The sequence below is a fragment of the Kitasatospora sp. NPDC088346 genome, from assembly GCF_044740765.1.
Classification (GTDB): domain Bacteria; phylum Actinomycetota; class Actinomycetes; order Streptomycetales; family Streptomycetaceae; genus Kitasatospora.
Window position 1 is genome coordinate 1 of sequence record NZ_JBIURH010000047.1, and the last position, 25,615, is coordinate 25,615.

The 25,615-nt window shown below is 72.8% G+C and carries 23 protein-coding genes and 1 pseudogene; 13 read left to right on the top strand and 11 right to left on the bottom strand.

The genetic code is table 11. From position 1 onward, the window contains the following. Window positions 1-1,382: ISL3 family transposase (locus tag ACIOFR_RS34500; RefSeq protein WP_401003505.1), on the bottom strand; the 1,382-nt coding region annotated here is incomplete at its 3' end. A 20-nt stretch (window positions 1,383-1,402) separates the two neighbouring features. Between ACIOFR_RS34500 and ACIOFR_RS34505 the strand changes: the two genes are divergently transcribed. From ACIOFR_RS34505 to ACIOFR_RS34515, 3 genes are all read left to right on the top strand, one after another. Further along, the gene (locus ACIOFR_RS34505; RefSeq protein WP_401003602.1) at window positions 1,403-1,627 is read left to right on the top strand and encodes a hypothetical protein; all 225 of its coding nucleotides are present in this window, start codon (window positions 1,403-1,405) and stop codon (window positions 1,625-1,627) included. 25 nt (window positions 1,628-1,652) lie between these two features. Continuing rightward, the gene (locus ACIOFR_RS34510; RefSeq protein ID WP_401003507.1) at window positions 1,653-2,270 is read left to right on the top strand and encodes a helix-turn-helix domain-containing protein; all 618 of its coding nucleotides are present in this window, start codon (window positions 1,653-1,655) and stop codon (window positions 2,268-2,270) included. Between the two features lie 216 nt (window positions 2,271-2,486). After that, a complete protein-coding gene (locus ACIOFR_RS34515) occupies window positions 2,487-3,158 on the top strand; it encodes a hypothetical protein (RefSeq protein WP_401003509.1) in 672 nt (223 codons plus the stop codon). Window positions 3,159-3,272: 114 nt separating this feature from the next. On the opposite strand, the gene ACIOFR_RS34520 is transcribed toward ACIOFR_RS34515, so the two are convergent. After that, on the bottom strand, window positions 3,273-4,355 hold the full coding sequence (locus ACIOFR_RS34520; protein WP_401003511.1) for an ISAs1 family transposase: 1,083 nt from the start codon (window positions 4,353-4,355) through the stop codon (window positions 3,273-3,275). 126 nt (window positions 4,356-4,481) lie between these two features. Then, window positions 4,482-5,625: pseudogene (locus ACIOFR_RS34525) on the bottom strand (IS1380 family transposase); the annotation flags it as partial. A 390-nt stretch (window positions 5,626-6,015) separates the two neighbouring features. Here ACIOFR_RS34525 and ACIOFR_RS34530 point away from each other — a divergent pair. The 6 genes from ACIOFR_RS34530 (at window position 6,016) to ACIOFR_RS34555 (ending at window position 12,658) form a co-directional block, all read left to right on the top strand. Continuing rightward, the gene (locus ACIOFR_RS34530; protein ID WP_401003513.1) at window positions 6,016-6,261 is read left to right on the top strand and encodes a hypothetical protein; all 246 of its coding nucleotides are present in this window, start codon (window positions 6,016-6,018) and stop codon (window positions 6,259-6,261) included. Then, window positions 6,258-6,608 carry a type II toxin-antitoxin system PemK/MazF family toxin gene (locus ACIOFR_RS34535; protein WP_401003515.1) on the top strand — a complete coding sequence of 117 codons (351 nt, stop codon included), beginning with the start codon at window positions 6,258-6,260 and terminating at the stop codon, window positions 6,606-6,608. Before ACIOFR_RS34530 ends, ACIOFR_RS34535 begins: the two co-directional genes overlap by 4 nt. Before the next feature lie 76 nt (window positions 6,609-6,684). Then, window positions 6,685-7,035: a hypothetical protein gene (locus ACIOFR_RS34540; RefSeq protein WP_401003517.1), complete on the top strand. Its 351-nt coding sequence runs from the start codon at window positions 6,685-6,687 to the stop codon at window positions 7,033-7,035. Then, window positions 7,032-7,283: a hypothetical protein gene (locus ACIOFR_RS34545; protein ID WP_401003519.1), complete on the top strand. Its 252-nt coding sequence runs from the start codon at window positions 7,032-7,034 to the stop codon at window positions 7,281-7,283. Before ACIOFR_RS34540 ends, ACIOFR_RS34545 begins: the two co-directional genes overlap by 4 nt. A 1,356-nt stretch (window positions 7,284-8,639) precedes the next feature. Continuing rightward, window positions 8,640-11,324 carry an SNF2-related protein gene (locus ACIOFR_RS34550; RefSeq protein ID WP_401003521.1) on the top strand — a complete coding sequence of 895 codons (2,685 nt, stop codon included), beginning with the start codon at window positions 8,640-8,642 and terminating at the stop codon, window positions 11,322-11,324. Between the two features lie 8 nt (window positions 11,325-11,332). Next, complete coding sequence (locus ACIOFR_RS34555; RefSeq protein ID WP_401003523.1) at window positions 11,333-12,658, top strand: SWIM zinc finger family protein; 1,326 nt, start codon at window positions 11,333-11,335, stop codon at window positions 12,656-12,658. A 308-nt stretch (window positions 12,659-12,966) separates the two neighbouring features. On the opposite strand, the gene ACIOFR_RS34560 is transcribed toward ACIOFR_RS34555, so the two are convergent. From ACIOFR_RS34560 to ACIOFR_RS34570, 3 genes are all read right to left on the bottom strand, one after another. Beyond that, a complete protein-coding gene (locus tag ACIOFR_RS34560) occupies window positions 12,967-13,767 on the bottom strand; it encodes a transposase (protein ID WP_401003525.1) in 801 nt (266 codons plus the stop codon). A gap of 35 nt (window positions 13,768-13,802) precedes the next feature. Next, entirely contained in the window at window positions 13,803-14,360 is a 558-nt protein-coding gene (locus tag ACIOFR_RS34565; RefSeq protein WP_401003527.1) for a hypothetical protein, read from the bottom strand. A 75-nt stretch (window positions 14,361-14,435) separates the two neighbouring features. Continuing rightward, window positions 14,436-15,284 (bottom strand): DEAD/DEAH box helicase family protein, encoded by an 849-nt coding sequence (locus ACIOFR_RS34570; RefSeq protein WP_401003529.1) that lies wholly within the window; start codon window positions 15,282-15,284, stop codon window positions 14,436-14,438. Between the two features lie 516 nt (window positions 15,285-15,800). On the opposite strand from ACIOFR_RS34570, the gene ACIOFR_RS34575 reads away from it, so the two are divergent. Beyond that, window positions 15,801-15,998, top strand: coding sequence for a hypothetical protein (locus tag ACIOFR_RS34575; RefSeq protein WP_401003531.1), 198 nt, complete (start codon window positions 15,801-15,803; stop codon window positions 15,996-15,998). Window positions 15,999-16,065: 67 nt separating this feature from the next. Here the strand turns inward: ACIOFR_RS34575 and ACIOFR_RS34580 are convergent, their stop codons facing one another. After that, a complete protein-coding gene (locus ACIOFR_RS34580) occupies window positions 16,066-17,109 on the bottom strand; it encodes a hypothetical protein (RefSeq protein ID WP_401003533.1) in 1,044 nt (347 codons plus the stop codon). Window positions 17,110-17,112: 3 nt separating this feature from the next. After that, window positions 17,113-17,373: a hypothetical protein gene (locus tag ACIOFR_RS34585; protein WP_401003535.1), complete on the bottom strand. Its 261-nt coding sequence runs from the start codon at window positions 17,371-17,373 to the stop codon at window positions 17,113-17,115. 345 nt (window positions 17,374-17,718) lie between these two features. On the opposite strand from ACIOFR_RS34585, the gene ACIOFR_RS34590 reads away from it, so the two are divergent. Continuing rightward, window positions 17,719-18,396 (top strand): HNH endonuclease family protein, encoded by a 678-nt coding sequence (locus ACIOFR_RS34590; protein ID WP_401003536.1) that lies wholly within the window; start codon window positions 17,719-17,721, stop codon window positions 18,394-18,396. Window positions 18,397-18,672: 276 nt separating this feature from the next. Here the strand turns inward: ACIOFR_RS34590 and ACIOFR_RS34595 are convergent, their stop codons facing one another. Continuing rightward, window positions 18,673-19,686: a hypothetical protein gene (locus ACIOFR_RS34595; protein ID WP_401003538.1), complete on the bottom strand. Its 1,014-nt coding sequence runs from the start codon at window positions 19,684-19,686 to the stop codon at window positions 18,673-18,675. 315 nt (window positions 19,687-20,001) lie between these two features. Continuing rightward, a complete protein-coding gene (locus tag ACIOFR_RS34600; RefSeq protein ID WP_401003539.1) occupies window positions 20,002-20,529 on the bottom strand; it encodes a hypothetical protein in 528 nt (175 codons plus the stop codon). Window positions 20,530-21,056: 527 nt separating this feature from the next. On the opposite strand from ACIOFR_RS34600, the gene ACIOFR_RS34605 reads away from it, so the two are divergent. Next, the gene (locus tag ACIOFR_RS34605) at window positions 21,057-21,722 is read left to right on the top strand and encodes a hypothetical protein (RefSeq protein WP_401003541.1); all 666 of its coding nucleotides are present in this window, start codon (window positions 21,057-21,059) and stop codon (window positions 21,720-21,722) included. Here the strand turns inward: ACIOFR_RS34605 and ACIOFR_RS34610 are convergent. Next, entirely contained in the window at window positions 21,712-22,911 is a 1,200-nt protein-coding gene (locus tag ACIOFR_RS34610; protein ID WP_401003543.1) for a hypothetical protein, read from the bottom strand. The two genes, ACIOFR_RS34605 and ACIOFR_RS34610, sit on opposite strands and share 11 nt — an antisense overlap. Window positions 22,912-23,313: 402 nt before the next feature. Here ACIOFR_RS34610 and tap point away from each other — a divergent pair, with 402 nt between their 5' ends. Next, window positions 23,314-25,608 (top strand): telomere-associated protein Tap, encoded by a 2,295-nt coding sequence (tap, locus tag ACIOFR_RS34615; protein ID WP_401003545.1) that lies wholly within the window; start codon window positions 23,314-23,316, stop codon window positions 25,606-25,608. Window positions 25,609-25,615 lie beyond the last annotated feature (7 nt).

The following is a 25,615-nucleotide window of genomic DNA, read 5'->3' on the forward strand; positions in this document are numbered from 1 at the left end:
CCGGTGCGGGCGGTCATCATCTCGGCGAAGGTCCGGACGTGGTCGGCGGTGGCGTCGAGCTGGGGGCAGCGGGCGAGGATTCCCTTGAGCTTGAGGGTCTCGTCAGTGCTGAGGCTGTCGGGGTGGCGGGTTATCCAGCTGGTCACATCACGGACCGAGGGCGGCCGGGTGGAGCGGTCCTGCGGCTGGGCACCGGATCGCAGTGGTCGCAGGTAGTCGCGCAGGACCGTCAGGCCGCCGGTGTAGCCGGCGGCCTTGATCTCGTCGAAGAGCGTCTTCGCGGTGGTGCAGCCTTCCTGCCATCGCTGGTGGAGGTAGGGCTTGAAGTCGTCCAGGACGCTGGTGCGGCCCTGCCACTTGCCGACCACGAGTTCTTCGGGGGCGGCGGCGTGGGCGAACCTGCGCACTGTGCCGCGGGCCAAGCCCAGTCGGCGGCTGATCTCCCGCCGGGACAGGCCCTGGTCGAGGAGGGTGTGCACGGCCTGGTGCCGCTCGCGGGTGCGGTCCGCGTATCGGTGGGCGCCCCGGTCTGCCTTCGCCGTCGCGGTGATCTTCCCCAGTTCGGCGAGGGCCGCCGCGGATTCCTCGGAGGTGGGGACGTAGGCGGGTTCGCGCAGCTGGGTGGAGTGCCGGGTGACGCAGCGTTCCACGGCTTCGGTGAGGTTGTGGAACAGGTGCCAGCGGTCAGCGACCTGGACCGCGTTCGGCGCACCGAGGCGGGCGCCTTCGGCGTAGGTAGTGGCGCGGTCGCGGCAGATGACCTCAACGCCAGGGTGCTCGGTCAGCCAGCGGGCGAGGGTGGCGGCCTCACGGTCGGGCAGCAGGTCGACGGGACGGCGGGTCTCGATGTTGATCAGCACGGTGCCGTATACGTGGCCCTTGCGCAGGGCGAAGTCGTCAACTCCGAGCACTCGTGGTGTCGTTGTCTGCGGGTCGGGCATCGCGCGGATCAGCCGCAGCAGGGTCGAGCGGCTGACCTTCGAGCTGAGGACGTCGGACAGTCTGGCGCCGGCTCGGCCGGCCAGCATCAGCGCCACCGCCTGCAGGATCGTGTGCAGCCGCAGGCTCCGCCGCCCGTGGCGGAAGGTGAGGCCTGCGACCTGCTCGACGAACGTCGCGCGGGGGCACGACGTCGCGGGGCAGCGGAAGCGCCGGACCTGCAGCTTCACGACCACCCGTCGGCCACCGACTGCCGAGTCCGCCAACCGGCGCTCGTAGCGGCTGTGGACCCGACGTGATCTGGCACCGCAGGCCGGGCAGAGCGCCTCGGGCGCACACGCGCAGGCAGCGACGGTCACGGTATCGCCGCCGATCTCGATGTTCGCTATCTCCAGGTTGTCCAGGTCCGGGAACAGGACTTTCTCGGCATCCACGTCGTTCACGGCCATTGATCATCACGTACATGGCGCCGTCCCAGTCGGAGATCATCGAAAGTGATCACAAGTCGTTGGTGTCGTTCGTGAACGGGATCGGTTCTGATCTTGGGGCGGTGGTGGCGGGGTTGAGTTTGCCGTTCAGCTCGGGGGCGGTGGAGGGGCAGGTGAACCGGATCAAGATGCTGAAGCGGCAGATGTTCGGTCGCGGGGGCCTGGACCTCCTGCGCAAGCGCGTGCTCCTCGCCGCGTGACCGGCACCCGCTCCCGGCCCGCTCGGTGACGATCAGTCATATCAGCACGGAAAGTGATCCAGAACCCACCCTGCTGATGCTGCGCCGGGAAGGCGAGTGGTTGGACATGCGCACTTTCCCCGCTCCGCTGTACGGCCGCGCCCGCGACGCCTCGGTGGTCTGGGAGCAGCCGGGGCTGGAGCTGGACGTTCTCCTGGCCACCGGCGAGGGACAGCACCTGGAGTGCAAGCGGGAGATCCCGGCGGCCGGCGAGTCCCGCAGGAAGATGCTCAAGACCATCGCGGCCTTTGCCTCGCAGGACGGCGGCACCGTTCTGATCGGGGTGCAGGACGACTTGGAGATCGTCGGCCTTCCCGGGAGCCGGAGTGTCGACGAGCAGCTTCTCCAGGTCGCGAGCATCATCAGGGACAGCCTGGAACCCGAGCCGCCCTATACCACCCGCGTGATTGACCACGAGGGGAAGAAGGTGCTGGCGATCGAGGTTTCGGCCGGTGGCCAGATGCACGCCTACTGCAACGGCCAGCGCCTGGAGTTCTACGTCCGGCGCGGTCCGAACACGGTGCCCGCCCGCCACTACGAGGTCGCAGCCGGTTTTCGCGATCCGCATGCGCTTTCGGCAGGGAGGGTGACGGGCGCTTTCTGACGCCCTTTGACATCTGCGACCTGGGCTCTGGCTGCCATCACGGCGGCCAGAGCCCAGGTCGTTGCATGCCCGGGCTTGCCCGGCCCTGGAGAGGCGGAGCCGCCTTCCGTGCCGTTCCTCCCCACGGGTGAAGCGGTGGTGAGTCGCACACCCAGGGTGATACTCTGAGGCAATACTTGAATATCGACTTTAAAGTTAGACGAGGAGGTGCGGAAGATGGTGGACGACGAAGACCTCGAGCTGCTGAGCGAAGGGCCGAGCCATACGCGGTTTCTGCTCGGGCGGATTGCCGAGGAGGCGCAGCGCGCCCAGGCTCTGGAGGACCCGCTGGAGCAGGCGAAGGCCCTCGCGCTGCTGATCCAGCCGTACGCGGGCTGGGCGCTGCAGGCGGCGGTCTGGGACTGTCGAGGCCGGGACATGAAGTGGTCGGTGATCGCGCCGGAGGTCGGCCTGTCACAGGCCGTGCTGTCCCGTCAGGTCCGTGCGAACGGACCGGTGGTCACCATCACCCCGTACTACGGGCCCGGCAGCCGCAACGCCGATGGCCAGACCCCGCTGCGCCTGGCGGTCACCAGCCTGGTCCGCCACACCATGGCGCTGGCGATGCGGTCCTCGGACGAGCGCAGTCCACTGCTGGCCCGGCTCTACATCGCGGTGATGGCCATGGCCCAGGCCCAGGCGACCAACCAGGTCGAGGCGTTGCTGACGACGGTGCAGGAAGTGCTCCGTCAAGCCGACGGACTTGCCCCCGAAACCGCCGTCAGCGAGCCCGACCGGGCGGTGCTGGGTGCGCTGGACGAGCTGAGGACCGCGTTCCGGCGCGATCAGGGCACGATCCGTGTTGCCGCGGAGCTCAAGCAGGCCATCGAGTCTTCGAAGGGGGAGTGACCCGCTGATGGACCGTAAGACGTACACCGCCGAGCTCGCCTCTCTTCGCGAGCTGCACCGAGATCACGGCCGCCGAGAAGACCATGGCGGCTGCGGAGAAGGAGCTGGACAAGCTCACCGCCCGGCGTACGCGCCGGGTTGCCGGTTGCCGGTCCGCAGCTGGGAGGCATCCTCGGCGAACGTTGTGTCTCTGACGTGGTGCAGGGCCTCGACCTTCCAGTGGTCGCGGATCAACCGCGCGAGCTGGGCGGGAGTGGCCTGTTCGGCGGTCAGGCTGGTGACCGCGTAGACGGTCATGATGGTGGTCTTGCCGGTCTTGCGGTTGGTGCGGCGGCGCTTGAGCTGGACGGCTTGCCGGGCGCCGGGGAAGAGGAGGTTGTTGACGGTGGCCACCTTGATCCGGCGGACCTCGGAGCGTCCGTGGCCGGTGCCTGTGGTGCGATCCTGGAGCGGGATCTCGCGCCAGGGAAGGGACTCGAGCTGCTTGCGCAGCTTCTTCTGGTTGCCCTTGGCGATCACGATGTAGTGCGCTTCCCGGTCCAGAAGGTAGGCGGCGTGCTCTCGCTGGGTGTGCATCGCGTCGCTGGTGATGACCACACCGGCGAGATCGGCGACCGCCTCCAGCAGCGGCTGGAAGCAGGTGATCTCGTTCGTCTTCTCCTGCACGTCCAGCTGGGCCAGGACCAGGCCGGTGGTGTGGTCGAGGGCGGCGAGCAGGTGGATCTTGCGGCCCTTGGCCCTGGCCACGCCGCGCAGGCTCTTTCCGTCCACGGCCAGCCCGCGTAGCCCGGCATCACCGGCGGCCTCTCGGCGGCGGTCGGCGAGCCAGCGGCCGACCGAGCGGTCAAGTGCGTCGCCGTCGATCCTGGCCAGCAGCCGCCGAACGGTCGTTTCGGCAGGTAGGAGCCGCTTGGGGAGCAGCGGGTCGGGGCGCAGTCCGACCTGCTCCAGCACGTGCACGGGGGCGTCGGCGATCCACTCGCCGACTGCGAGCAGTGACGTGGCTCCGGCGAGTACCGCGCACGCGGTCAGCGCGAGCACGACGACCAGGGCGTGACGTACTCCGCGCGGATCACGAGGGTCTGGCACCTCCGCCAGCCGCTCCAGCAGGCCCGGGACCTCCTCGGGCGCGGCCTCGGGCTGCTCGCGGAGCTGGTCAAGAGCAGGTGGGATCGGCGATGTTGCGTCGGCAGGCACGGTCTTCCACTCGGATCACGGGGCGTCGAGAACTCCATGATCTTGGAAGCCGTGCCTGCCATGTTTTCAGGGGCCTCGCCGAGCTGACAGACCATCACGAATCGGACGCCCTGCGACTACGCCGAAGCCCTGGTCCGGCAGGGCGTGCAGGCGGGCGAACGCGCTGGTGATCGTGTCGGTCCAGGGCCAGTGGCGGGCCAGGCGGAGGTAGTGGCGGCGGCCGGTGGTGACGAGTTGGGCGGCGGCGGAGAAGAGCCGCAGCCGAATGCGCTTGGGCTCCCACCGACGAGTGTCGCCGGTCAGCGCGAGCATGGGCATCCAGGCGAGTAGGTCGAGCGCGAGCTGGACGACCTCCAGCCAGACCTGGTTCTGGGCCGCCTGGTGCAGGGGCAGGTTGCGCAGGCCTGTGTCGCGGGCGGCGCGGATGCGGTCCTCGGCGCGGGCGCGCTGGCGGTGCCGCAGCTCCAGGCGCGCGATCGGAGTGCCGGTGGTGTTGGTGGCGAAGCAGGCCAGGCGCATGCCGTCGGCGTCGGTGAAGCGCAACTGGGCTCCGGGGTGGGGCCGTTCCTTGCGGACGATGAGCCGCATCCCCTTCGGCCAGCCTTTGAGGACATCGCCGGCGAGTTCGGCGACCCAGGCGCCGTCGCGGACATCGCCACCGGGTTCGACAGCCGGGGTCCAGGCCGTGGCCGGGATCTTCAGCACGGCCTGGTGGATGGCGTCGGTGATTGTCATCCCGACCGAGTAGGACAGCCAGCGGCCGCGTGCGGTGAGCCAGTCGAGGAAGTCGTGGGTGCCGCCGGCAGAGTCGGTGCGGATCAGGGTGCGGCGTCCGCGCCGGTACCTCTTCGGCAACTGGGCCAGCGCCGTCCGGGCCGCTTCGATGTGGTCGGCGGCCGTGTTGCTGCCCGCGTTCCCCGGCCGCAGCAGCCCGGCGACCGGCTCTCCGGAGCCCTCGCGGCCGTGGTCGACGAATGCGAACAGCGGGTGATGGCCGAACGTCTTCTTCCAGGTCCTGGCCGCGTCCTGCTTCTCGGAGTGCGCGAGGACCAGCACTCCGTCGATGTCCACGATCACCTCGCCGCCCGCGTCCGGGGCCGCCTCGCCGGCCAACCGCCAGACCCGATCGCGGACTTCGGCCCGTGCCCGCCGGATCGCCCCCAAGTGCGCGGGGCCCTGCCCCTGCGAGGGTGTCGACCAAGCGGGAGACGGTCGGGTCGGAGGCCACCGGACCGAACGCGCCGCCGGCTCCTGCGTTCAGGGCGACGTTGATCTTGGACCAGCCGGGCGGTACCGGCTCGGTGCCCTCCAGGACGGTGAGGTTGGTGACGGCCACGTATGCCTCCAGATGTGCGGGGCGGCTGCCGGACGACAGATCCGCCCATCGAATACTCCTCAATGTAGTCAAGTAGCAACGCAAAGTAACGAGCCTGTCCGAAGCGGCGGCCATGGCAACCGGGCCCGCACTGCTGCGCCCTGCCCGGCGAGGATGGGGAGGCGGACAGTGGCGTCGATCGACTGGGACCGCCGCCTGTGCTGCGCCTTCTCCCTTGTTGCGCCCGTCGGATGGTGGCCGCGCGGCGGGATCGGTCCGGGGCTGTACCCAGTGCTCATCCCACGCCGCATACCAAACGGAATACCTCCAGGTATCCTGACTGATATGGCGCTGACCACGATAAAAGTGAAGGCCGAGGTCCGCGACGAGCTCGCGCGTCTGGCGGCCGACGACCTCGGCGGGGTGACCCTGGGCACCGCACTCGAGCACCTGCTGACCGAGCACCGCAAGGCCCAGATCCTGGCCGCCTATGCCCGCCTGGAGGCCGTCCAGACGGCCTGGACCGACTGCCAGAACGAGCTGGACGAGTGGGACGCCGTGGCCGGTGACGGCCTGGGCGGTGAGGCGTGAGCCGCAAGTCCGCCCCCTGGCAGGTCTGGATGGCCGACCTCTCCCCGGTCACCGCCTCCGAGCAGGCCGGCCGCCGTCCCGTCGTGGTCGTCTCCAGCCCCCTGTTCGCCCGCTTCCCGACCGCCATGGCCATCGTGGCGCCCCTCGCCACCGCCGACCGCGGCCTGCCCCACCACGTGCCCGTCACCTCCACCCAGTCCGGCCTCAACCGCCCCAGCTGGGCCCTGACCGACGGCGTCCGCACCATCTCCGAGCAGCGCCTCATCGGCAGCCGACCCCTCGGCACCGTCACCGACAAGGAAGCCGACGACATCCGCACCTACCTGCGGATGATGATCGACCTGTAAGCCCACCCCCGGCCACCTTTCCACGGAGCGGTGCCCCGCTGCCGTACGGTGTCCGGCAGCCGAAGGAGGAACCCAAGTGAGCGCTCAGCCGATACACGGTCCCGAGCTGATCCCGCAGCCCGCCCGGACACCCCTGGCCCTGTATGAGGCCGTCGCGGCCCTCCTCCCACACCGGCTGGCCGAGATGACCGCCGACCAGGCCCAGGCCATGACGGAGGCGGTAGAGCGCCAGAGCCTCAAGCCCCTGCTGCGCTTCACCACGAAGTGGGCGGTGGACGTCGAGATCGCGCGGCACCCGGAGACGCTCTCCGAGCTGCACCGTGCCGAGTACCTCGCCACCCACGCCAAGGCGCCGGAAGAGCGCAGGCGGCAGGCCGCCCTCGCTGGAGCCATCGTGACCGCCGCCGCTGAAGCGGTGCGCGGGTGAGCTGGTGCTGGGAATACAACCCGGACGAGGCAGGCGTCGTGGCCGGCGCACCGCTCGCCTTCGTGGCCCAGATCGAGAAGAAGGCCGACGAGATCGTACGCGCCGCCGCAGCGCTCTACCTGGACGGCACCACCTACCGGGGACCAGGCGAAAGAATGAAAACCGCCGACGTCGACGACGGCATTTTCTGGTACATGATTATCCCGCGCGACGAACGCGTCTACATTCTCCGAGTCCAGGCCCTGTAGCCCTGCGACAGGAATTCCGTACAGCCGAATTCTGGTGCGCGTCGGGGGAGTGGCAGTGGTGGGGCGTCAGTGTTCTGGCAGTGGTTGAGGTCCTGTTTCTACTTCGGTGTCGTGGCCGGTGGTGGCGTGTCACTGATGAGGTGTGGACGAACGAGCTGTTTTCGGGCGTGATCGGGCCCGCCGGGTCGCGGTTGCGCGTCTCTTCGCTCTCGACGCGCGTGGTGAGCCGCTCTCGGCGCACATGTACGCCTGGTCGCGTCCGCGGTGGGGGTGGGGGAGTGCACGGTGTGGCGGTGGTTGGCCGCTGCGAGGAGTTTCGGATGTGCAACTCCTGTTCCTGCCGGGCGTTTCACCCTTGCTCCAGCGGTCCGGCATCTTCTGGCCCTGTGGGGTGGGAACACGGCGGCGGTGCACCGGAGAGTTGGCCGCGCCGTGCGGCAGCCGAGCCGTCGCTGCCGGCTCCTCCGTCGCTGCGCACGCTCCAGCGGGCGGTTGCCCGGGACTTGTCGGCCGGGCACCCGGGCCGGACTCCGTGGTGGGGAGAAGGCGCGCCGTGTCCACGATGTCTTCGGGCGCCGGCCGCCGACCTGGCGCAACGCCTGCTGGGAGGGCGACCACAAACGGGTTCCCGTACAGGTCGACGTGGAGGGGGAGTTGGCGTGTCCGTGGGTCACCTGGTTCATTGACTGCGCCACCCGCCGCGATCACCGGGGTGGCCGTCACCCCACACGCACCGTCCCGGGACGCGGTGCTGGCCGCCCGGCGGATCGCGATCACTCGGACCGGCTCCCACGGCCTGATCGGGGGCCTGCCGTCCCTGGTACGCGTTGACCGGGGCAAGGAGTTCCTGTGTGCCAGACCGGCGCGGGTATCGGGCCCGCCGGTATCGGGAGGGGCAGCGGCCCGGGCCTGGGGAATTGGGCCGACCGCCCTGCCTGCGGGTTCTGTTTTCGCTACGCTCGGTGCGCGGCCTGCCCTCGGTCGTGCAGTCGTCTCGAGAGTGGTTTTCCGTTCGTGGCAAGTGTCCTGCGTGTCATCGAGGTCCCCGACGAGTCCGTTCCCGACCGCGGTATCCCCGGCGACCGGGTCCCGGGCGTGGTGTCGGCGGCCGTGACTCCTGACCGGTTTGCGGAGCTGGCCGGCTGCGCCGCGGTGTTCCTGCCTGCGGATCCGCCCCGGCTGGGCCGGATGGCGTTCTGCCATACCGATGCCTCCGTCTCGCCCGCCTCCCCGCCGGGTGCGGACGGCCGGCTCACGGTGGTGCGGCCGCACGGCTCTTCGGTGCGCCGCAGGGAGGTCCCGGCCACGGTCGTGCCGCTTCTGCAGGCGCTGGCGCCTCTCGGCCTTGCACGCCGGATGCCGGGTGCTGATCCGGCGGCCGCGTTCTGGGGTGCGGCGGCCGTCCTCGCACTGCAGCTGCTGTCCCGTGGCCGGCTCCTGCCCGGGGTCAGCCCGCAGGGGTTCGACGCCTGGCGTATCGGGCCGTACGACCCGGACGACATCCTGCGGGTGCGGGAGTTGGCGGCGGCGATGCCGCCCGAGGCGCGGGCGCATCCGCTGCCCGGCCCGGCACCGCTGCAGTTGCCGGCGGCCGAGCCTCTGCTGCGGGCTTTCCTCGACGCGATCGCCGACGCGCTGCCGCGTACTCCCGCCGCGCACCTGGCCGCCGGCGGTACGGCGTGGGCGGCCAGGGCACCGCAGCACGTCCCCCACCAGCGCGCCTGGACGGCCCAGGTGGCCGCCGGGCTGGATGCCGGCGTACGCCTGTCCCTACGCCTGGAATTCCCGTCCCTGACCGCCCTTCAGGACGGCGAGGACGACTGGGACGACATCGACGACCAGCACGCCCCGGATGGCCCGGCCGCCGGTGACGACTTCTGGGGCGGCGGGACCGGGGACGGTTTGTTCCGGGCCGTCGTCCAGCTGCACAGCCTGGGCGAGGCTGCGCTGGTCGCGGATGCCGCGGACATCTGGACGGGCCGCTCCCCGGCCGCACACGCCTTCGGCCCCCGGGCGAAGATCGACACCCTGCTGGCCCTGCGCCGCGCCGCCCGCGCCTGGCCACCGCTGGGCCGCCTGCTGACCGCCGCCGCCCCGACAGGGCTGGACCTGTCCGACACCGAGGTGCAGGACCTCCTGGGTGAGGCCGCCACCGACCTGGCCGCGGCCGGTATCCAGGTCCACTGGCCCAAGGAACTGGCCCGCGACCTCCTCGCCCACGCGGTCATCGAACCCGCCGAGCGGGCCGGCTCCGACCTCCCCTCCCTGCTGGATGCCGACACCCTCCTCACCTTCCGCTGGCAGCTCACCATCGGCGGCCACGAGCTCACCCCGGCCGAACTCGACCGCCTCGCCGAAACCCAGCGCCCCCTGGTCAGGCTGCGCGACCAGTGGGTGGTGATCGACCCCGAGGCGCTGCGCCGCGCCCGGGACCGTGAAGCACGCGCCCTCACTCCCGTCGAAGCCCTGGCCGCGGTCCTGGCCGGCAGTACACAGGCCGACGGGACACGGGTCGAGGTCGTCGCCCGTGGCTGGCTCGCGGAGCTGAAGGAGCGCCTGGCCGATCCCGAGGCCACCGCCCGCCGCGCCCCGCTAAAGGCCCCGGCCGCGCTCCGGGCGACGCTGCGGGACTACCAGCTGCGGGGTCTGACCTGGCTGCACCAGATGACCTCTCTCGGTCTCGGCGCCTGCCTGGCCGACGACATGGGGCTGGGCAAGACCATCACCCTGATCGCCCTGCACCTGCACCGCCAAACCGCCCCGGCCACCGCCGGTCCGACACTGGTCATCTGCCCGACCTCGCTGCTCGGCAACTGGCAGCGCGAGATCGAGCGCTTCGCTCCCGGCACACCCGTGCGCCGCTTCCACGGTCCCGCCCGCACCCTTGACGGCCTCGCACCGGGCGAGATCGTCCTCACCACCTATGCCACGATGCGCCTGGACACCGAACACCTCACCCACACCGGCACCGGTGCCGACGTCTGGGGGCTGCTGGTCGCGGACGAGGCGCAGCACGTCAAGAACCCCTTCTCCGCCACAGCCAAGGCCCTGCGCACCATCCCCACCCGCGCCAAGGTCGCCCTCACCGGCACCCCGGTCGAGAACAACCTGTCCGAACTGTGGGCCCTCCTCGACTGGACCACCCCCGGCCTGCTCGGCCCCCTCAAGACCTTCCGCGACACCTACGCCCGCGGCGCGGAAAGCGGCCAGGACCCCCACGCCGCCGACCGGCTCGCCCACACCGTGCGCCCGTTCCTGCTGCGCCGCCGCAAGTCCGATCCCGGGATCGCCCCGGAGCTCCCGCCGAAGACCGAGACGGACCGTGCGGTCGCTCTGACGAAGGAGCAGATCGCCCTGTACGAGGCGGTGGTCCGCGAGACCATGGCCGAGATCGGGCAGAACACCGGTATCGCCCGGCGCGGTCTGGTCGTCAAGCTGCTGACCGCCCTGAAGCAGATCTGCAACCACCCAGGCCAGTACCTGAAGGAGACCGGCGGCAAAATTGCTGGCCGGTCCGGGAAACTCGAGCTCCTCGACGAACTCCTGGACACGATCCTGTCCGAGGACGCCTCGGTGCTGGTCTTCACCCAGTACGTGGCGATGGCCCGCCTGATCGAGGCGCACCTGACGGCGCGCGGGATGCCGGTCCAGTTCCTGCACGGCGGTACCCCGGTGAAGCAGCGGGAGGAGATGGTGCAGCGCTTCCAGGACGGGAAGGTACCCGTCTTCCTGCTCTCCCTGAAGGCGGCCGGGACCGGCCTGAACCTGACCCGCGCCGGGCATGTGATCCACTTCGACCGGTGGTGGAACCCCGCGGTCGAGGACCAGGCCACCGACCGGGCGTACCGGATCGGGCAGACCCAGCCGGTGCAGGTGCACCGCATGATCACGGAAGGCACCGTGGAGGACCGCATCGCCGACATGCTGAAACGCAAGAAGGCGCTCGCCGACGCCGTGCTGAGCGGCGGCGAGGCCGCGTTCACCGAACTGAGCGACGCGGAACTCGCCGACCTCGTCCAGCTGCGTGTGAGCACCCGGTGAGCCGCTCAGTGAAGCAGCCGACAAGCCGCGCGAGGAAGCCGGACGACGGCCGCACCCGCGTCTTCCCCCCGCTGCCGCCAGCCCCGGGACGCCGCTCGTTCGCCGAATCCTGGTGGGGCAATGCCTGGGTCGAGGCCTTGGAAGGCCCGCAGCGCTCAGCTACCGGGCGCCTGGCCCGGGGACGCACCTACGCGCGGGCCGGCAACGTCGGCGAGATCACCGTCACCCCCGGCCGGGTGTCCGCCCGCGTCCAGGGCAGCCGCCGCACCCCCTACCGCACATCCATGACCATCCCCCAGCTCACAGACCGCGACTGGGACCTCCTCCTGGACACCGCCGCCGGACAGGCCGGACACATCGCAGCCCTCCTCGACCACGACATGCCCACCGCACTGGCCGACGACGCCGCCCGCGCCGGAGTACGGCTCCTCCCCGAACAGGGCGAACCGGCCCCCGACTGCTCCTGCCCCGACTGGGGCTACCCCTGCAAGCACGCCGCCGCCGTCTATTACCAGGTCGCCCGCCTCCTCGACGAGGACCCCTTCGTCCTGCTCCTGCTGCGCGGACGCGGCGAGCGCGAACTCATGGACGAACTCCAGCGCCGCAACGCCGCCCAGGCAGCGGCCGAAAACACCGAACCCACGGCCGCCCCACCCGCCGCACCGCCAGGTGTGTCCGCCCGCGAGGCATTCGCCGCCGCCCGCATCGGGATCCCCCCGATCCCTGCCCCACCGGCCCCGGTCGAGCAACCCGGAAAGGCCGCGCACCTCGCCGACGCGGGCGACCCCGCGCCCGGCGTCGACCCGTCCGCCCTGGAATTCCTCGCCGCCGACACCGCCGCCCGCGCGGCCCTCCTGCTCCACCACGCACTCCTGCCCCTCCCGGGCGCCCGCCGGAGCGAGGCCGGCATCGCCAGGACCGAGCCCAGCGTGGACGAGGACCTGGTCCGGCTCGCCGCAGCCGCGCCCCCACCGCACGTCCTCGCCCGCCTGTCCGACAGCGGCGGCCGCACCCCCGAAGAACTCTCCCGAGCGGTACAGGCCTGGCACCACGGCGGCCCATCCGCACTCCCCATCCTCGACGAGACATGGGAACCCGCACCCCAGCAGATCGCCACCGCTCGCGACACGATCAAACAGGCATGGGACGGTGAACGGCCCCCCGCACTGCGAACCACCCGCAACCGACTCACCGTCATCGGCCACGACGCCCAACTACGACTCGGCACCGACGGACGCTGGCACCCCTACCGCAAAGACCGGGGCACCTGGTGGCCAGCCGGCCCCGCCGACCCGGACCCGGCGGCCGCACTGACCACCCTGCTCGCCGACTGAACACCCAAAGTGGCCGCCCGTGCCCAACTCTCCCTGGACGACCAACAGCAGCCGGCTCGCGCATCGGCAGCCCAGGCGGTCAACAAGCCAACCCCGAGGACCTCCAGTTGTCCGAGCTGCTCCGGGCTGAGCTTCGCGCGTCGAGCCGTGGTGTTGTTCAGCAGGCCCCCAGCGCCAGCCCCTCGCCGGTCTTGAAACCCGAGTTCGACAGTTGGTGGGCATGCCACCGCGCGGCTGATCGTGCGCCGCGTCCGCCGCTTGAACGCCGAGGGCGCGGCCGGACAGGGCGAGCTTTTCACCACCTGGCGCTACCACCCGGTGTTGGCGCTGATCGCGGCGGCGACGTGCGGGTTCATCCGCACGGTCACGGAGAAGCGGGCGTTCGCTCGGCGGCAGGCGGCCACGACGTCGGCGTTGTAGAACTGGCTGTCCGCCCGGACGATCACCGTGCCGCTCGCGCCGGCCTGCCCGGTGGCCGCGAGGGCCTCGGCGGTGAAGGACCCGGCTCCGCGGGCGTCGGCCGCTTTGCCCCACCGCAGCCGGACCGCCGCGATCACCGGGCGGGCCAACGGCGTGGAGAGGGTGGCGAGGATCGGGTACAAGGTGCGCACGCCCTTGAATCGTCCGACCTCGGCGCCCTGCTTGGCGCGACCGTAGACGCGTCGGTGGGTGGGGTCGATGTCCACGAAGGCCACTTGGTCGACCCCGGGCAGCAGGGGGGTGGCGCGGGCCAGGCGGGCGAGGAAGTCCCGCTGCACCGCATGGAGTTGGCGGTTGTGTCCGTGTGTGAAGGCGCGCAGGAAGGTGCCCAGTGTGGACGGCGCGCGCACCCCGCCGAACAGTCGCTCTGTCGCGCCGTGCCGGAGCCGGTCGGTGTCGTCGATCGAGTCGGCCCCGGCGCACATCGCTGCGACCAGCGTCATCACCTTCGCGGCCGGATTGGCACCGGCACCGCTGCCGGTGCCTTCGATGCGCAGCCTGTCGCCGACCAGGGCGGGCAGGCCGGCGCGCTCGGCCAGGCGGACCAGCGGGACCAGCCCCGCGTCCGCGATCAGATTCGGCTCGTCGAACACGACGGAGACGGCCGAGACAGCGTGAGAGGATTGCACTTACGAGATGCCTTGCCGATTGTGCGTGGTGGAGCCTAGAGAACTCCCATCATCGCAGGTCGCAAGGCATCTCTTCGTTCTGCGGAACCATCCCGACAGCGATCAACTGGTGGATCCGGGCTGAAGTAGCGGGCCTCGATCGTGCGGCTGTGGAAGGTGATGGTGCGCTTGAGGTCGCGCTCCACGATCGTCTTGGCCAGCCCGGCCTGCATCGCCGCGATCCGCTCCGCCGGCACCTCGTCCTCACTCCCGTCCTCGGCCTCACCCACCCCGGCACCCCAGGGCACCGGCTGCGCCCCGGCGGCCTTGCGGTCGGCCAGGGGGTCGCGCAGCTCCAGGACCACCACCTCGAAGGGCGCCAACAGCGATTTTTCGATCGCTTCGGCCAGCCCCAGCGAGTACACGTGGGGGCCGTAGACGCGCACATCGTCCATGGACACGGCCAGTTCCTCGGGGAGCGGCTGGTGGGCGCCCTCGCGCTGCTTGAGCGGCCGGGTGGGCGGGGCCCAGATCCGCGGGGTGGCGGTCATGTAGCAGCGGCGGGCGGCCGGGATCGCGGCCTGGTCGTGGACCAGGGTCCACGACTTCTCCACGCTGCCCGAAGACCGGTGGGCCTCATCACAGACCATCAGGGCCAGCTCGGGCAGCAGCTCCTGCTTCGCCTGAGCTCAGTAGGCGTAGGCGTTGCGGACCGCACCCGCCGAGGCGTAGGTGGCGAACAGCGTCAGCGGCCGGCGCCCCTTGGCCGCCGTCGAGATCCAGTCCGCGATGACGAGCCCGCTGGTGGAGGCCGGCACCCCGGGCGGCAGCTCCTTGGCGGCCAGGGAGCACACGGCGTGCATCTCCCCGGACCGCCCGGCCTTCCGCCAGGAGGCGATCATCTGCAGCAGCAGATCCAGGGTGGGCACCACGACCAGGACCACACCGCGCGGCGCCAGCCGCTGCCCGGCCGCGGCCCCCACGTAGCTCTTGCCGGAGCCGGTGGCCATCTGCACCGTCACCCGCAGACCGTCCGTGGCCACCTGCCCCGGGTCGTCCTTGGCGCCGGTCAGGTAGCGGCCCTTGAACAGCTCGGCGGCCATCGCCCCGGCCCTCGGGTTCTCGTTCTGGCCGGCGATGGTCTTCCAGAAGGTGGCGTCGGGCTTGAGGTAGCTGGTGCCGCCGGTGTGGATGATCTCGATCCGGCCCAGGTCCGCGACGCCGATCGTGCCCTGGCAGTTGCCCTTGGTGTCGGTCGCCAGGTCGAGGGTCATCTTCTGACCCTCCACCACCAGGTTGCCGCTCACCTTCACCGAGGACAGCGAGGCCATCGCGTCGTGCGCCCGCTTCTCGATCTCGGCGGCGGTCAGCCTGTCGGGGTCCAGGCACCCGGCGGCGTCCCCGCCCGCGGTGGCGCTGCGCGAGGAGGTGGCCCGGGCGGTGTCGGAGGACAGGGCCCCCTTGTCGTGGCCGCACCCGCCCGCTCCCAGCACCAGGGCGCAGCAGGTGGCGGCGGTGGCAAGACGCTTCGCGAGCATGGGAGTCCTTCTCCTCGGCAGGGGCAGGCGGCCAGTATGGAGCCGATCGCGCTGTCGCCCGCGCGAGTTCCCGCCGGGCGGGAAACGGCGGCGCGGAGTCCGGCAACGGAGCTCTTCGCGGTCGCTCGAGGCTGCCCGCCGGCGGCTCACGGGGCCGGTGCCGGGCGGGCGTTGCCTCGACGGCCGGGGTCCCCAGGCCGGGCGCGGTCCGCGTTCGCGCACACCCATCGCGCGGCGGCGCCGGCGGGCCACGAGCGGGCGGCATCTCGGGGCTCCTCCCATGCCCGTCGATCCGGACAAGGACCGGCCCGTCCCCGCCTGCGGGACTGCCGGAGCGCGGGGTCCGGCGGGCGCCCGCAACCCGGCGGTGCGGCTCCGGTCGGGGCACCGACCGAGAGGTCACCCGGGTGTGGCGGGCGGCGAAGGGACCGGGTGCCGGCCGCCGGGCGGGCGGCCCGCGGCACCGTCCGGGGGCCGGTGCGTTTGTCCTGCGGGCGGGCGGCGATACTCCGGGGCATGAGTGATCGTCGCCCGCTGGGCCTGCCGGTGTTCTCCGCCGATGCCTCGGACCGGCCCGCCGTGCCGGGCCCGCGCCCGCTTCCGTTGCTCGACCGGGCCCTGTTCCTGCCGCCGCCGTCCGACGAGCCCCAGTCCTCCGCACCGGCCCGCCGCCCGCTGGCCGACCGCGGGCCCCTGTTCTCCGGCGGCGCCTGAACGGGCCTCAGCCGGCGGAGAACAGGGGACCCGGCGGGCACCGGCGGCGTGAGCCGGTCCCGGGCGGTCAGCCTCCGGGCCCGCTCCCCGGACCGCCGCCAGCGCCCCGCACGGTGTCCATCTCCTGCGCCTCGGCCAACGCGTCCAGCCGCCGCTCCAGGGCGCGGCGCTCGCGCTCCTCCTGGTCGGCCAGCTCCTGCTCGTACGGGTCGAGTTCGCGCGGCGGCGGCCCGAGTCGGGCCTTGATCCGCTCGTGGTTCTCGCGTCTGTCCTGCTGGGCGAGAAGCTCCGGGTGGCCGTCGAAGCACCCGTACCCGTACTCGTCGCCGGGTGCGGAGGTCGGGCCGGGGTCGGCCAGCCGTTCCCGTGCGCCCATCCACGCCTGCGCACCCCGGGTGACGCCGAACACGGCCAGGAGTACGGCCATCTGCTCGGCGGTCGGCAGCGCCAGCCCGGCCAGGATCGCGTGGGCCCTGCTCCTGCCGATCCGGTGGCCGGCCCGCGCGGTGCGGGCCTCGACGTCCCGGTAGGTCAGTCCGGCCCGCATACGGGACAGGGCCTCGCCCAGATCCGCGAGCGTGCGTACCCGGTGCGGGCGCCGGTAGCGCCCGGCACCCGCCCCGGGCGCCCGCTCGAACCTGGCCCTCTCCCACAACCGGCACGCTTCCCGTACACACTCCGGGAGCTCGCCCGCGTGCTGGGGTGCCGGGCAGGGCGGTGGCGCTGTCGGCTGCAGATCCCCCTGCCCGCCGGCCGCCGCCAGGCCGTGGCCGCCCTCGGGCCCACCCTCGTGATCGTCATCGTGCTGCTCGCCCGCGGCTACGACATCGCCCTCAGGCTCCCGGTCAGGCCCCGGCCGGGGCCCACGCGTGAGGGGCGGGGACGCGGCCAGCGCGAACATCTCCACGGTCTCCCGCGCGGGGACGCCGGCGCCGGACACGGCCCGGCTGAGTGTGGACGCCGACAGCGCCACCGCCGAGGCGTCGGCCGCGGCCAGTTCCTCGGTGCGCCGGGCCAGTTCGCGGAAGCTGGCGCCGCTGGCGCGCTTGAGCCGCAGCAGGTGGTTGACCAGGGCGCGATGGCGGGGGCCCGGGGATGGTGCGTGGGCCACGGGTCACCGCCGACCGGGGAGGCGGCGCGGCTCCGGGCCCTTGCGGGCGGTGTCGGCCCGGGCGGCCAGGACGCGATCGAGCGCACCCAGGGCGAAAGCGGTCAAGGCCTCGGTGGCGGACCGGCCGGCGCAGCTCAGGGCGACCAGGACCACCAGCACCACGACGGTGTCGGGGCCGACGAGCCACCAGGGCAGCAGGCGCAGCCGCGGCCGCAGCGGGCCCCGGGCGGTGGCGGGCATGCACGGGAAAGCGAACACGGACACTCCAGTAAGTAGAAGGCGGCCGGAGCCAGTTGTGGCCCCGCGCCGCTGGCGGTCCGTCATCCGGACCAGGACCCACATTCGCGGATGCCGGCCGTCTGCCGCGAACCGAAATGCAGTGCCGCCGCGACGACGTCTTCGAAGGCGAAATCCGGCGCTGCGGGGCTGCCTAGCAGGCCGGCGGGGGCAGGGAGCCCTAGCCGGGCAGCCCTGTGGTGCAATCCTGTCCTTTGGTACGTGTACGACTCGTTCGGGTGGTGGCGGCCGCACCACCCGCTACCCGGGCCGGGCCCGCGGCGTTGGTCCGGGCGACCGCCCGCCGACCGACCGAAGGACCCCCCGTGCGCCTTGGCCCCGCCCTCACCGCCGCCGTGGCCGCCGCCCTGCTGCTCGCCGCCCCAGCCCCCCCATGCCGCCGCGCACGGCGGGTCCGGCCGGCGGGCGGCGGGGGAGAGCGTCACCACGACGCTGTACGGGGCGATCGACGCGCTGCCGGTCACGGACGAGGACCGCACCGGCTACCTGCGCTCCGCGTTCCGGCACTGGATCGACGCCGACAAGGACGGCTGCGACACCCGCAAGGAGGTGCTGCTCGCCGAGGCCGTCGAGCAGCCCGCCGTCGGACCCAAGTGCGCCCTGGAGGGCGGGACGTGGTTCTCCCCGTACGACGACGTGGTGCTGCGGGACGCGAAGCAGCTGGACGTCGACCATCTCGTACCGCTGGCCGAATCCTGGGACTCGGGAGCCTCCGCGTGGAGCGCGAAGGAGCGGGAGGCCTACGCCAACGACCTGGCCGAGCCCCGCGCGCTGATCGCGGTCTCCGCCCGCTCCAACCGGGCCAAGGCCGACAAGGACGTGACCGACTGGCTCCCGCCCGCCGCCGGGTACATGTGCACCTACGTGTCCGACTGGACCGCGATCAAGACCCGGTGGGGACTTGCGGTCGACCCCGCCGAGGCGGCGACCCTGCACCGGCTGGCCGCCGGGTGCTCCGACACGCCCCTGACGGTCACCCTTGCACGCTGAACGCCGCGGCCCCGGCACGTCGCCGGCGTCGGACCCCGGTGAGCACCACCGGCCGGGCAGCGACCCGCGAGGTAACCTGACCGGCGGCGCCCGGCGGCCACGAGACGCACACCTCACCCCGCCGGGCGCCACCCGCACAGCCCGGGAACACCGACGCACCAAGGACACCCGCCGGCCCCGGTGCGACGCGAACCGCCCGCCCGCCGGACCCGCAGGCGCCGCACGGCGGGGTGCCGGTCCGGCTACGCACTACCGGGCCGGCGCCCCGCCGGAGGATCAGTTCGCCGCGCCGACCGTCGCGGTGGCGGTGTACAGGCCGCGTCCGGTGCGCTGCGCCTGGCCGGCCTTGGTGAGGCGTTCCAGGCGGGCGCGGACGGCGTTGACGTTCGAGTCGAGGGCGTCCAGGCCGAGCGCGGTGGTCACCTCGCGGGCCCGCAGCGGCGCGGCGGCCGCGGAGAGCGCCGCGAGGACGCCGGCCGCGTCGGTCAGGCTCTGCCGGCGGTCGGATTCCGTGCGGCGTGCCCCGGTCGTCGCGGTCGGGCTGTCGGCCGGGCCGGCCTGCGCGGGCAGGGTGACGGCCTTCGCGCGGGCGGCGGAGGACGTGCCGCTCTTCGCCGCCTTCCGGGCGCTCTTCCTCGCGGGCTTCGCGGAGGACTTCCCCGCAGCGTCGTCTACGGCGGCTGTCGTCTTCTTCGCGGGGCGCTTGGCCGCTGCCCGGGCGGGGGCCGCCTTGGCGCGTGCCGATGCCTCGGCCACGGCGGCGGCTGGGGCCTGCTGTTCCGGGGTGGGCACGGCGGTGGACTTCGCCGCCTTCTTCCTACCGGTGGCGGACTTGGCAGCCCGCCGAGCGGCGGGCTTGCGGACGCGGGCCACGGCCTCGGCCGTGTCCGACGCGGCCGCGCCGGCGATCGCCGCAACGGGCGCGTTCTTCCCCGTGGCCGCGGCCTTGCGCACGACCCGCCTACGGGCAGGCTCTGCCGCCGCGGGCGCGGCGGTGGTGGCCTGCTCGGCGGCCGGGTCGGCGCCGGCATCCGCCTCCGACTCCGCCGGCGAGGCCGTGTGTTCCGGCTCCGGTGCGGTGGGGGAGTCCGCGCCGTGGTGCGCGAGCAGCGTGTCGGCCAGCGCCGTGAGCCCTTCCAACGCCCCGACCATGGCGTTCTCCTGGGCGGTCACGGCCGCGAGCTGCTCCTCCAACTGGCGGCGCCGCTCGCGCACGGCGGGCAGCTGCGCCTCCAGCAGGGCGACCGTCGCTCCCACACCACTGTCCGTACCGAACGTGCTGGTTGCCACAACATCTCCTACCGGATCGTCAATCACCGCTCGTAGCAGCCGAATGTACGGCCTCCACCACGGATACCCGGCGCTTTGTCGGAAAATTCCCACCCAACGAGGTGCCCGCACCGCGCACCGGCCGTGGGCCGGCCCCGGGTCCGGAACGGACAGGGGCTGCGGTGTGCCAGACGGTGCCCGTGCGGTGCTGCTCACCGCATGGGCACCGTCGTCGGCTTTCTCAGTGCCGCGCCAACCTATCGGAACACCGTCGCGCCACCGCCCCGGGCCCATCGGGCACGGTCGGGCCGGTCGTGGCCGCCCGGGTGCCGGTGGTCAGGGGTGTTCGGTGAGCGGGGGTGCGTCGGCCTGGTCGAGGATGTGGTCGATGACCTCCAGGAGCGCCGGCAGGTCGTGGACCCAGTCGCCGGTGGTGGCCATGGCGAGGGCGGTGCGGGTCGCCGCGGTGAGCGCGACGGCGGCGGTGAGGTCCCCGACACCGAGGTGCTGGCCCTGCAGGGGAGCGAGGAGGGACCCGGCGGGGCCGAGGTAGGGATCGAGGTGGGCGAGCAGGACGGTGCGCTCGTCGTCGGTCAGGCCGGCCAGGCGCCGGCCGAAGGCCATCAGCACGAACGTCGTGGCCTCGGCCATGCCGGTGAGGGCGTCGCCGGCCTCGGAGTGGGGGCGGCGCGAGGCGAGCGCGGACAGCCACAGCCCGGCCCGGGCCCCGCGCTCGGCCGCCGCCCGCAGCACCGCCGCCCGCCCGGACCCCGCCTCCGGCGATCCCGGGCGGGGCGGGGCGAGACGCGGAACGGGGCCGAACCGGGTGCGCAGGACAGGTCGCTGGGACGACGGGGTGCTCATGACGGCGATTTTCCCGGCCCGGCCGGCGCCCGTCCCGCGCCTGGCGGGCCGGCACCCGTTCGGCCGACAAACCCGCCGGCCGAGCCCCGCAACGGCGGCTCGCGTGGTGAGCCATGCCGGTCCAAGGTGGTGCGGGCAGCGGCCGGTCAGCGAGCGGACGCGGCTGATCGCCGGGTGTTGTAGCCGGCCGCTACAGGTGCTGCCGCCGGTGGCGGCTCGACGCGCAGGCGGGCCGGCGCCGCCAGGCAGCCCACCGGCACGGCTGCGGGCCCGGGCCAGTGGCCGTGCGTTCCGGTTGCGGTGGTGGTGTGTCAGAACGTGGACGCCGGGCGGCGGCGAGCGTGGCAGGATTCCGGGGGCCCCGGTTCCTCATTGCCTGCGGGGTGCCGGTCCGGCCGGCTGTCCTGGCGAGGTCGCCGGCCGGACCGGGCCGCCCCGCCGGGCGTCCGCTTCGGGCGGGCATGGAAACATGCCCTCGACGGGGCGGTGCCGACCTCCTCGGACCGACCGGACGAGGGGCTGCGCACATGAGGAACATATGGGCAGGGCGGCGCCGTGTTCCGCAGTCGCCTCCGCCCGAGCTCGTCGCCGAGGCGGCCGCGAACCCGGGCGGATCGGTGGCCGTGATCGACCCCGACCTGATCGGCGACCCGAACGGCTACGTCCCGGGTGAAGCCGTCCAGGGGTTCTGGCGGGTCGACAAGGACGGGAAGTTGACCGGGGAGTTCGTGGAGAATCCGAACTACGGGCCGCCCAAGGACGACTTCGCCAAGCTCACGGACTCCGAGCACTGGCTGGACTGGCTAGGCCAACAGCCCGCCGCCGCGGTGCGCGACTCCATCGCGGGGATCCTGGACGAGCAGGTGTCCGGCGCAACCCTGGAGTGGATCAAGGTCACCGACGTTCCGCGCTACCTCACCGGAGGCCGCCCGCAACCGGACGACGAGGACCGCATGATCGTCACGCGGGCCGGTATCGCGTTGCCGTTCGCGCTGTCCGTCATCAGCCCCGGGCGCAGGCGGGAGATCCTCCAGGGCGCGTTCTCCTGGGCGGCCGTCCGGCTGGATCAGCCCGGCGACCGCAAGGACCAGGTCTGGCTCGACCTACGGGCCGACCTGGACTGGGCCGAGGCCGAGCTGCGCACCCGGATCTACCGTGTCGGCCAGGCCCCGGTCTCCGGCCCTACCGCCTGACCGCGGTCCGGCCGCAGTCCCGGATCCACACGACATGCCATGTGCTCCTCGGGCCGCAGCGGGGATCGAACCGCGCGAACGCCGACCCGGGATGGCCGTCGTGGCCGTCGGGTAGGTCGGCCCCCGGGCGTCCGGACCGGGCGTGGGGTCGGCGTCGCGGCCACCGATGTTCAGCGGCGCAGGACGTTGACTCTCTCGGTGCCGAGGATCGGCGCGTCCGCGCAGCCGGCCGGTGTGGCGAGGTAGGGGCCGACCCAGCGGCGTGACCTGCCCGCCGGGTGGTCCCGGTCGGGGTAGGTGCGGCGGTGCGGTTTGACGAACCAGCGGTGCCGGTAGATGCGGCCCGCGGTGTCCTCGCTGCCGTGGTCGTCCCCGCCGCGGGCCGGGCGGACTGGCGCAGCGTGATGTAGCGCACCGGCGCGTCCGGGTGCTCGGCGCCGGCCTGGCGCAGGCGCTTGCGGGCGGCTGTGTCCGGCCGGACGTCCTCGCTCTGCCAGAGGCCGCGGCGTTCGTCGGCCGGCTGGCGGATCAGGAGCAGGGTGGCGAGCAGGGTCCTCAGCACGCGCAGTTGGTCGTCGGTGATGCTGCTGAGCGTGGAGTTGCCCTGGCCGTAGCGGTCCTGGACGGGGTGGCCGTTCCTGTCCGTGGACCAGGCGCGCCGGACCTGGTCCCAGTCGGTCTCGACGCCGAGGGGGACGGCCGCGCCGAAGGCGACGGCCAGGTCTCCGGCGAGGGTGCTGGTGACCTGGTGGGCCCAGCCCGGATCGACCTGTCGGCCGGCTTCCTGGAGGGTTCGCCGGTAGGGCCCGGCGTCGTCCAGGACCAGGACGCGCAGGGTCGTTGTGACGCGGGACCATAGCACGGCCCGGGGCCGCCCGAGCGTGGTGGTGTGCGCGCTCGGGTCGTCGGACCACAGGAGAAGCCCCATCGGGTCCGGGAGATCGTCATCGTCGAACGCGCAGACGGGCAGGCCCTCTCCGGTCCGGCGGGCCAGCCACGTTATGTCGTCGTTGACGAAGTACAGCTCCGCGCCGCGGACGGCCGACCGCACCAGGCGGGGGTCGGTGAACCCGTGCGTCAGCACCGCCCCCGTGCCGCGTTCGGCCCGCCGCACGTTCTCGTCCGCCCAGCGGGCCAGTTCGTGGCGCAGCTCGGGCACGTCGCAGGCGCGTAGATGGGTGGTGGCCACGGTTCAACCTAACGACTCGTCGGCCATCTCGGGCCGCCGGTGGATCATCGATCGCATCTGGTCGAGTCGGACCGATTCCGACCGGATGATGTGGTCCCCCGCCCGCGCGGAGCCGTCCCGCTGCTCCCGGCCGGGAACACCGACGGCCTCCCGGCCTGCGGCCGTCACCGCCCGGGGGCCGGTGGCGCGCAACCCGCGCATCCGCCCGGGGGAGTGCGGTCCCCTGCCCGGGCGCGCGGTCCGACATGATGCTCCGGGGCTAAGTATGGTGGCTCTTATCGAGCCCGTCATGTTCGACGAAGTACACGTTCTGACATCACAGTTGGTGACACGCGCACGGCGGCGATGGTTTGTGTTTCAGGGTTAAATCTGCGCTAGGGTGAGTGGTGGAGGTGAGGCATCGTGCCTACGCAGGAGGAGCTGTTCGCGGCGGTTGACGCGCTGTTGCACGACACCGGTCCGCGGTTGCCGGAGCCCGCGGAGCGGGCGCGGTTGCGGGAGGCGGCCGGGGTTTCGCAGGCGAAGCTGGCGCAGGTGCTGAGGACCACGCCGCAGACGGTGAAGAACTGGGAGGCTGGCCGCTCGGAGCCGAGGCCGCCGCGGCTGGAGGCGTACGCGCGGTTGCTGGAGGGCTGGGCCCAGCAGCACCCGGTGCCGGCCCCGGCCGTGGCGACCGTCGCCGACGTCCCGGCCGCCTTCACCCCCGCCGCCCCGGCTGCCCCTGCTCCTGTGGTTGCTGCTCCGGTCCTCGCCCCGGCACCGGCGGTCCTCGCCCCGGCCGAGGCTGCCCCGGTGCCGGCCGTGCGGGACGACCGGGCGCCGGCCGCCGTCCCGGGCGCGCGCCCGGCCGCTCGCGTGGGGGCGTCGCGGCCCGGCCGTCCGCCGGCGGTGCGCGCGGCCGCGCGCCCGGCCCCGACCGATGGCGAGGCGTTCCCCAACGGGCCGTTGGTGGTGCTGGACGGCGACGGCACCGCCTACGGCGTCGGCGGCCTGGTCCTGGAGTGCCCCGCCACGACCCTGGCCCAGCTTGCCACGTGGGCGCTGACCGAATCGGGCCTCGGTGCGGCCAGGCTGAACCGCAACGGCAAGGACGCGGACCCGCTGATCGTGCTGACCGCGGCCGCCGCCGAACGCTTCGGCCTGCCCGCCACCCTCGACGACGACCCCGCCACCGTGCGCTCGCAGCGCCTGCCGCAGGACCACAAGGCGGTGAAGGCGCTCACCCGCGCCAAGTGGCAGCTCACCCGGCGCGGCTTCGGCCCCTGGCCCAGGATCTACCGGCCCGTCACCGACGGCCGCCGCCAGTCCGTCCAGCTCGCCATCGTGCCCTGGCGCGCCCTGGACGACCGCGCCTGGGGGGACGCCGCCGCCCTCCCCGCCCCCGACCTGGCCCGCGTCCTCGGCATCTACGCCACCCGCGTCATCACCCCGCTCGGCTCCAGCGCCACCTGCGGACTGGAGCTGATGACCGCGCTGCGCCCGCCGACGCGCGCGGTTGCCGACGGGGCGGGCGGCTGGATCCCGGGCCCGAACCCCGGCGCCCTCACCGCGGTGGTGGAGGCGGCGCCGCCGGAGGTGCCCGACGAGCACCCGGCGGCCCAGGGCTGGGAGGGCGCCTTCATGGACGAGGAGTCCTGCCAGTGGATCCGACCGGTCCAGACCCTGAGCGAGGAGGAGATGGTCGAGCCGTTCGCGGTCGGCATCGACCTGAACACCGCCTACCTCGCCGCCGCCGTCCGCCTGAACGTGGGCCTGGGCGCGCCGGTGCACGTGCGCCGCCCGGTGTTCGACAAGAAGGTGCCCGGCACGTGGCTGGTGGACCTGTCGGGTGTTCCGTGCGATCCGCGGCTGCCCAGCCCGTTCACGCCGACCGGTCTGCCGCCCGAGGGGCCGGGCTGGTACGCGACGCCGACCGTCGCCTACGCCCAGGAACTCGGCTACGACGTGCAACCGGTGGAGGCGTATCTGCGTGAGCAGTACGGCGCGTACCTGGACCCGTGGCACGACCGGCTGCGGGAGGCGTACGTGTCCACGATGGCCGAAGCCGGCATCCCGGTCGACAAGGACACCGACGAGCGGGCGTTCCTCGCCGCGATGACCGCCCACCGCCTCCTCAAGGACGCCGGCGAAGACCTGGATGCGCTGCGGCACGCGCTCACCGGGCAGGACCTCGGGCACCTGGCCCACCTCGACGACGACCGCCTCGCCTCCGCCGCCTGGCGCCACCACCAGATCGCGATGGTCCTCTCCGCGGTGAAGTCGACGGTCAAGTTCGGGATCGGCAAGCTCCGCGAGCGCCCGCAGAGCCTCGACTACATCCCTGGCGAGCGGTGGCCGGCGCTGGAGCGCCCGACCTGGCGCCCCGACATCCGCGCCACGGTCATCGCCAAGGCCCGGGTGAACATGCACCGCAAGATGGCCAACGTCGCACGTGCGAACGGCCGTTACCCGCTCGGCGTGAACATCGACTGCGTCGTCTACGCCTCCCCGACCCCCTCCCCGCTCGGCTTCCTGCCGCTGACCGGCTCCGGGAAGGTGCTGCCCGGCACCTTCCGCCTCGGCGCCACCCCGGGCCTGGCCAAGGTCGAAGGCGTCCAGAGCATGCTCACCGTCGTGGACTGGCTCGAGCGCGAGCAGCCCCTCAACCCGGCCCGCCACATCAAGGGCCACGACACCAGCCTCACCGAGGGGAAGTAGCAGCCGC